The 9,111-nt window shown below is 32.4% G+C and carries 2 protein-coding genes; both read left to right on the top strand.

Annotation, left to right across the window (positions count from 1 at the left end):
• Positions 1–487: 487 nt before the first annotated feature.
• Positions 488–5,980, top strand: a complete 5,493-nt coding sequence (locus P690_RS0101600) for a PDxFFG protein (RefSeq protein WP_027122054.1) — start codon at positions 488–490, stop codon at positions 5,978–5,980.
• Positions 5,981–6,012: 32 nt separating this feature from the next.
• Positions 6,013–9,108: an ABC transporter substrate-binding protein gene (locus tag P690_RS0101595; RefSeq protein ID WP_027122053.1), complete on the top strand. Its 3,096-nt coding sequence runs from the start codon at positions 6,013–6,015 to the stop codon at positions 9,106–9,108.
• Positions 9,109–9,111 lie beyond the last annotated feature (3 nt).

Below are 9,111 nucleotides of genomic sequence, written 5' to 3'. Positions count from 1 at the left end.
TATATGAAGAGTTAATGGATGTATTTCCGAACTTACTTAAGAAAAACTAAAAGTTCGAAAAAATCCAGATTACACAAAATTAGCTTCGTTCCCAAGAAAGAAAATAAAAAATTAATTAAATTCACAGATAACAAGTTTTCGTGTATAATAATAACGATATTATGTTAAAAAATTGCAAATCATATAGTCAACGTATTAATAACATTATTAAGATTATGAAGAGATGGACATCTTCTATGATTTCATGTGTTAATAATGAAATTAATACCAAGATTAAGATGGATAAGCAGTTTAAATAATAAAGGTAGGATTTAATATAGATTGCTTATTCTTAAATAGAAGAAAAGATTAAGCGATCTTATTAATTCAATAAATTTTAAAAAGAATAGGACATGTTGGATAATAGTGATTGCTTGCTCTAGCAATCACTATCTTATTAATATATTTAACGTAGATCAAAAACAAGAAAAAGGAAACAACAGGATCAATGATAAAAAAATGATCATTAAAATCTAAATCATTACTTTTAAAGGCGGGATTAGCTCTAGGTGTTATAGGAATAACATATGGTGTGGTTATTGGTTCCATGATTGGTTATGCTGATAACTCAGCAGAAAAGAATGGTGAAATATATCCGATCAACAAAAATTTGTTTGATAATGATTATTCAAAAATTTATGACCAAGAAGGTAATTTAAATCCTGAATTAAGCATTACTAACGGAACAAAAACTAGAATAACCGGAAAAATTTCTAGTGATGCTACTAAATTCTCATTCTTGAATAGTTCAAAAGAGTATAACTTTGATGAATTTTTCAAGGAGTATTACGATCGCTTTAATGAACCTTTCGTATTAGAAATTAAATATGGTTCATTTAGTTTCTTTGATGAATACGTACTAGCAGTTAGACCAAAACAGTTTTTAGAGTTTACTAACTGATTTATTTCTAACGTTGCTTGAGGTCCTGATCTATTAACATTAGACTCATTCAGATTAGTTCCAGGGGTAGAGCAAAACGGGAATGCAATTACATTAGGTTCGCACTCAACATTACACAAAGAAGTAAGTGAAATTAAGTTCTTTCCAGATGCATTCTTTGGTTCTTTACCGATTCACTCAACAATTGCTGGACCAGGTAACGCAACTGATTCATTAGCTTATAGTGTTTTTTCAAACGTAGTATCTAAAGCAGATCTAGACCAGTTTTTAGCAAATATTGGTTTTGAAAGCGCATTAAAAAACGACGTTCAAAGAAATATGGTTCAAGATTCTGTTGGTGAGATTTACAGAACCAACAAATTGGTAAATAAAACTTATAAAGTTGCTTTAGGTTCACCACAAGGTGAAAATAATCCAAATGTTTATCCAAGTGCAATATTTGTTAAATCTGATTTTGCTCAAGCTGATCTAGATGCACTAAAAACACAATATCCTTCTCTAGCTGATTTAACTCTAGAAAGCTTTCAAGATTACCAAGTTAAACAAGTTAATGTCACACCACCTGCAAATAATCAAACCGAACCAACGCTAAACTTAACATTAGCTAAACCAGGTGAAGAAGCTGCTGTAACTGCGCAAATTAATCTAAACACTTTAAACAATAATAAGTACATCTCATACAAAACTTTATTAGCAAGTTATCAAGATAATATTAGTAGTTATTTAAACTTCTATGATATGGATGCATATAAAGATAGTACTTTCTATCTATATAACGATGATAATAACAACAAACACTTTTACAATCTGTTTGTTCAAGCAATCAATGAAAATCCAGAACTTAAAGCGTTAAAGACTACAGAAGAACAACAGGCTAAAGTTAAACAGTATAAAGTTTTAGATTTTGAAAAAACAACTAACGCTCAAACACAAGCATACACATTAAAAGTTAATATCCAACAAGTATTAAAAGATAACCAAGAAGGTGAAATGACGTCATTAGAATTTGTGGCAAACAAAGCTAACGATTTTTCTCCAGAAGGTTTTGATGATTTTGTTGAAGCTATTGGTTATCAAGGTGGTATTGATCCAGTTTCATTATTCTATACACCTACTGATATTCAAGCAAGAGACGAACAAGGTAATCTACTAACTGGATTAGCTTCAAGAAGTTACCAACTTTATGTTTCTGTTTATAACAACTTAATTAAAAAAGTTGTTAAAAAATATCCACACTTACTAAGACAGTTAGACGGCCCTCATGTTAAACAAACTGTTGATGCTAACGGAGTGTTTCAATACGAACTAGCTGAAGGTCCATTCCAAGGATTTACTCCAAGCGATCGTATTGGTTTACCAATCATCTTATCAACTTTAGTACCTGGATTTGATGGTTTACCAATTGATTTCTTGAAGTATGTGGCTACTCACGAATATGGTCACCACTACACATTAGATCAAGGGCAAGCGTTTATTGATAAAGATAACCCGGTAATTGTTGGTGGGTTATCAACCAGAGGTGGAGCAAATGCTGCTTCGTTCTATTCTTATCAAGCATTAATTAACTACTTAAATGCTAGAAGTAACTTAGAAGTTATCCGTGTTAATGCTAATAATGAAGTTACTAACACTGGTAAGTTCATTCGTTTCAGATTTGGAATCATCGATGAATCAGGTAATGTAATTAGATATGAAACAGAACGTTTAGAAGATATCTGAGGAACAACTGATCCTAATGACAGTATTACTAATGTTTTAAAAAATAAGAAACGTCGTTTCTTACAAGACTTTAGTGGTTTAACTGAAGCTGCTAAATTGAGAAATGTTAAATTAAGTGATCTATTCTATGCGAACTCATTTGATGCTGATTCAGGAACAATTAACCCTTCAATCTCAGGTTTAGCAAGAGCGTTTGCTAAATCTCAAGCTAATGGAACAGTATCTGAATACAAATGAACTCCAGTTACTTCAAAATCAATCGTTAGTCAGTTAACTGATGGTGCTGGAAATCCATTATTAGGTAAAGCTGTAATGGTTTCAGACAATGATGAACTAACATTTAAGATTTTTGAAACTGATCCGCAAAATTCTAAAATTATTACCAAAATCAACATGTTTAACAAAGATGGAACTCCAGTTATCCAAGTTCCACTTAATGTTGAATTAAGTGATGCTGAGTTAGCTTATGTTAGTCAACAAGCTGATGTGATTGCTAACACAATCCGTTCGTCAATTATTAAAAACTTATCTGATAATGGTTGAAACACACCAAGCACAGTTCTTGGTGGAGAAATTTCTTCATCAATCGGTTCTGTATTTGGTGGTGAAGGTGTAACTGATCTTGTTAATAAAATTAAAACTAGAACTCAAGCGAATGAGTTTAATCCAGGCACAAATAACTTTAATGCTAGTAATGTAAGAAGTGGATTTAGTTATTTATCTTTTGAAAATAGTTTATCACTTCAATTGTTAACGTTGATTTCGAACGTTATTAGCTGAAACAGTATTGATGATGCTGTTAAGGCGGGAACTTGAGTAGGTACAAGCGATAGATATATCAGATCAGATGCTAATAAGATTGTGGTTGTGCAAAAATCTGGATCAAGTAGCATAAATGATCTGAATAGTTTTGATAAGTATGTTTTCCCATATGTTAAAGGAAATGTATTTCTAGGAAACATTTCTAATGCTGACGATGACGGATTAATAGGACGTGTAAATAGTATAGCTTCTAGTAACCAACTTACAACTACAGATGGTTTGTACAACCTAAGCTTTACTAGATCATTAATTACTGCGTTGAGAGCGCTAGCTGGTGGAAATGCATATCAAAGCAGTTTCATATCATATGTAAAACAAGATTCGAGATCTTCAGGAACTTCAAGTTCTACTAATTCTTACACATTAGAAGGAACGCTTAATTTGCTTCAAAGAATAAGAACGGCTATTAGAAACGGTAATGGAAATTCGACAACAATAGCTCAACAAATACAAACAATTGACAACGAAACTTCACTCGTAGTTAACCCATTTGGAACTGATTTAGGAAATCTTGACCGCCAATTGCTTAACGCAGTAAAAGATACTAATAAAATTCAAGTATCTGTTTCTACTAACAGCTCTTCTCAAAAGATGAGCACATTTAACAGTAGAAATTTAAGTGGGTTATTAGACTTTGTTTCTATAGATTATTCAAAAGCTAAATATGATACTACAAAGAAACAATATAATTGAGATGTATCATATGTTGAAAATAAATTTAATTTAGATAATGTTTCAAAGATTTCTACTGATGACAACTCTCCTGAAGCTGCTAAATTAAAAGAAGCAATCACAGCAGCTGGACAAAATTCAGCAGCTAAAAAACAAGCACAAGCTAATTATGCAATGTACTTGTTTAGACACTCTAACTTATTCATGAGTGTTAAAGACTTCTCTCCGGTAACTAATTTAGTTGCTAACCGTGCAGTTTTCTCTGAATTATATGGTGTTACAATGTTAGATCAAAACTTCAACAAATATTATGTTGAAGATCTAACCGATGAGTTAAATGATGGAATTCATTTTGACACTCAGAGATTACAAAAATACTTCGAAAAATTTGTTAAGGATAACAAATTAGATTCAGTTAAAGATAGAATCAGTTTCCATGACTTACTAATATTAGTGGGTAACATCGTATACTACGGAAACAACGGTAATGTTCCTTTACAATTAGATAGTTTTATTTTTGGTCATTTCTCACCAGGTTTATCATCAGATGACGTGTTGAACTACAACGCAACTAGAGTTGAACCTTTATTAAACGATAAGTTTACCGACTACGTGTTTAATATTGCTGAAGCGCTTACAAGAGATTATGTTCAAACAACGTATGTTCCTAATACTAAAGACTTTGAAAACACACCGAAGTTTTTAACTGGTTTATCAGAAGCTATGAGTGGGTTAGATTACATTGTTGATGCAACAAACATTAATCATGTAAACGATACTAAGGTGACTCAGGCCCAACTATCAAGAGCTTTACAAACATTCCGACAAGGTAAGTTAACAACAACTTATTACGATAAGTTGATTGTAGCTCAAGTTGATGCAGTACAAAACTTTAGGGATGCGGTTGATGCGTATTCTGCAGCAATAGATAATTACAACACAGTTGCTAAAGAAAATAATAATAATCAAGATGCACAACCAGTTGTAGAAGCTCTAGCAAAAATGAAAGATGCAGAACAAAAAGTTACCGAAGCTCAAAAAGCTTTAGATGACTTAAGAGCACAAACAAGACAAGAAGTATTTGGCAATGGCAATAACTTCTTCCAAGACAGAGAACAAAGAACATCAACTTACTTTGGACAGTTTATTTCTAAGAATAACGGTTTCTTCAAAGATAACTTTGAAAAAGCAACAATTGGAGCTCAATTATACGACGATAATTTAGATCCAATTATCGATAACAACATTAGAACAGTTGACTTTAAAGGTAACAAAGTAAACAAACGTCCAGAGGCATTCTTCTTATCGCAACTATACAACTATGGTGTTTCTAGAAGAACAGTATCAGGTCTATTTAGAAATGAAAGATTAGATGCTTTAGCTTTATATGGTTATGTTCCTATTGAATTAGCTAACAAGATTGGTTACTTAAGATTTACAAACACCCAAACTAACGAAGTTTTATATCTAAAAGTTAATACGAAAAAAACTAACAACATCTTCTGATTACAAAAGCAAGGTGACCCTAATAGCAAGAAGACACTTGAAGATTACGGTTATGCATCATGATTATCAGATTATGCATTAATGGGTAAATATCGAAATACTTTGTTAAGACCTGGTAATACTTACACAGTAGATTTTGTTGATAAGGATCGCAACTTCTTACAAGCAGTTGATTTGGGAGATGCGCAATATATCTCAGAAAACGCTAAAGCTGTAGAACAATCTCCAGTGAAGATTGAAAATAAAAACACAACTGATGGTGATAATAAACAGATTAAGACTGTAATTAGTGTTGATTTCCAATTTAACGTAACAAACTAATTAGTTTAGTGAAAAACAATAAGTAATTAAAAATGAAATTCAAATTAAAAAAGATAATTAAATTAGCCGTTTTAGGTGCTGTACCATTATCAATGATCCTAAGCTCATGTAGTTATGCAGCTAAAGACGACAAACAAGTTAACAGATCAAGGTCTGTTAACCAGTCTGATTATGATCTAGGTTTGGTAACCGAACCGTTGAACACACTTAACTACATTAAGTACAGTTCATTAGATAAGGTTATTCCTTCACTTGTTGATTCATACTTAAAGAACGGTCCAAGTGATGCACTAAAGCGGGTGTTAACAGCTAAAAGAAGATATAACTTTGCGCTGTTAAATATTCCCCAAGATCGTACTACTTCAAATTTTGATACTTACTATAATACAAATTTAGCTAATATTACAGCTAACAACGGAACGGGAGTGATTGGTTCGTCATTTTATTCTCTAGATAACTTTAACATTGTTGGGGGATTGGCTGATGACTCAGGTGCGGGATCAGATTTAACCACCAAATCAACGATCTATGCGTTTAGAAACCCACGTAATACGAATAACTACATGGCGATTACTGGTTATACAAACGTTAAAAAGAATCGTTGATCAAATGGTGAGTTTAGCAACTCTCAAGATATGAGAGATTATCTAGAATACATTCTAGATCTAAACACCGGTTCACAAAAACTTGATACGATCAGAAGATATGGGATCCGCGGTGCGGATACGTTCATCGATGCACAACGTGATTACTTAGCAAAGTTTAATAAAACTTATAAAAATCCGTTTGGTCGAAGAAACTACATCTTTAATGATGATTTAAAGATGTATGTTCAAGATCCAAACCAAGAAGTGTATCAATCACAAACGTTTGATGAAAGAAACCAACCGATTGACACTCAAGAAGTTCAAGCAATTAAAGACGCTGCTAAAAGTTTTGGTTTTTACACTGGTCAATTATTCTTAGATTTTGATAATGATTTTATTGCTCAAAATCTAGATAAAAATCCAGACTTTGATCTAGATGCTGAGATTCAAGATTTTAAAGTAATTACACCTGACAATCGTGAAGTTACTATCAAACTAGTAAAAAACCAATACGTTAATCCCTACCAAAAGTTTGATAAGACCAACTCTGGTTTAGCCGGATCAATTCAAACATTATCTAAAAATGAAAACTCATTCACGTTAATTTTTGATGAGAACCAAACACCAAACCTGGTTTACTTAGTCTTTACAATTCTTGAAAACCTATATCCGGTTAATAGAAGATATATTGAAACTACAGGTGGCGGGATTGATAAGTATGGTTCAGAACCTGATAAGTTCTTAACTAACGGACCTTTCTTGATTCCTAAAAATGACGGAATCTTATTAGGACCTAACGGTTATATTATTCTTGTAAAAAACCCAGATTATTTTGATGTTGAAAATACGATTTCAAACCGTATTAAAATCTTCTTCTCACAAAACCGTAATACTAATGCGTTGTTTTTTGAAGATGGTTTAATCTCTCAAACATATATTCCAGCTAATAGAATTAACCGTTATTGAGCTGATCCAAATATCAGACCATTCTTAAATAAAAACCAAGGATTTGGTACGATCGCTTATGGTCTAAACTTAGATCTTGAAACTAATGCAAATAGCTACATCCAAGATCAAGATTTAAGAAACGCGATTTATTACGCGATTAACCGTGCTGATATCTTAAGATTTGTAGGATGAGATTTCAGCTTTCCAACAAATACGTGAACTGCTTATGGTCAACACAAAGCATACGATGGAAGAAACATCGAATTATTCTTTGAAGGTCAAAGTTCACGTGCTAAAAACGGGGTTGAGTTTGATCTATTAAACTATGACTTCGTAGTTCACCTATCAAAAGGATTTAACTTCGAAAAAACAAAACGTGATGACTTAGTGTTTGATCTAAATACTGCAAGATTTTATCTTGAACGTTTTAAAGCCAAACACCCAAACCTAAGACAAGTAACATTAAACTTTTTAGACAACAGTAGTGACGAGCAAGTTCGTGGGGGGACTTATCTAAAACAAGCGATGCAAGAAGCGTTTGGTAATTACATTAACATTGAAGAGAAATCATTACCTGAGAACATTTTTGCTAGCTACATTGAAAAAGGTCAATACGATATCATTTATCAAAACTACGACCGATTTAGTGGTGGTCAACCACAAGATGGGGTACTAACATTCTTTAAAGATGATGGTATTGATAGCTTTAGACAGAAAAATATTGGATTTAAAGAAAACCCAGTTGGTTCATACACCTACACTGAGTATTTAGCTAAACTAGTTTTAGAAGCGCTTCAAAAAACTGATCCAAATATCAGTCGTCAATCAATCCTAAAACCTGATATGGATATGATCAGTATTATCATTAATAGTGATCCTAAGATCTTAGCGGATTATAACAAAGCAGTTAACTCATTAAATGTGCTTGATTTAAACACATTTACTAAAGATAATCTAGATCAAATTATTCAAAAACTAAATATCTTAAATACTGGATTTGAAAACACTAGATATTCTAACGAATACATTAATGCACTGTTAGACTACATGGTGATTACTAGTTGAAGAAGAGATCCAGATCCGTTTAACCAAAGACGTAATGAAAACGTGGCAGTCTCAAGATTACACACCGCATTTAACTTAATGTTGCCATCATTTAAAACAATTGATGAGATTGCTCAACTAACTGATGATACAAGAGTTCGTCTTGAAATCGATACACTAAATTTAATTAACCCAGACACACAAAAAACACAACCTAGTTTCTGGAAAAAATTCATCGATCTAGCTTTAGGTAGATTTAATGAAAGTAAAATTGCTTATTCATCAAGACTATCATCATTCTTCTCAGGTAACTTTACTGATGAAGAATTAGCAGAAAACTGAAGTTTAGATTATGTGTACCAATTTATTGGCTCACTTGAAAAGATTATTCGTGATTCTGGTTTAATTATTCCGTTGATGGAAGTTGATACTAACTGAGAGGTAACCAGAGTTGGTGGTGTAAACAGCTTATTCACATTCTCATTACAATATGCGTATGATTACACTAGACCACCAAGAGAAGGTCTACCAAGAAGTAGAGAGGCATAGAAC

Source organism: Mycoplasma imitans ATCC 51306, assembly GCF_000518305.1.
Taxonomy (GTDB): Bacteria; Bacillota_I; Bacilli_A; order Mycoplasmatales; family Mycoplasmoidaceae; genus Mycoplasmoides; species Mycoplasmoides imitans.
This window is presented reverse-complemented; position numbering and strand designations above follow the sequence as displayed.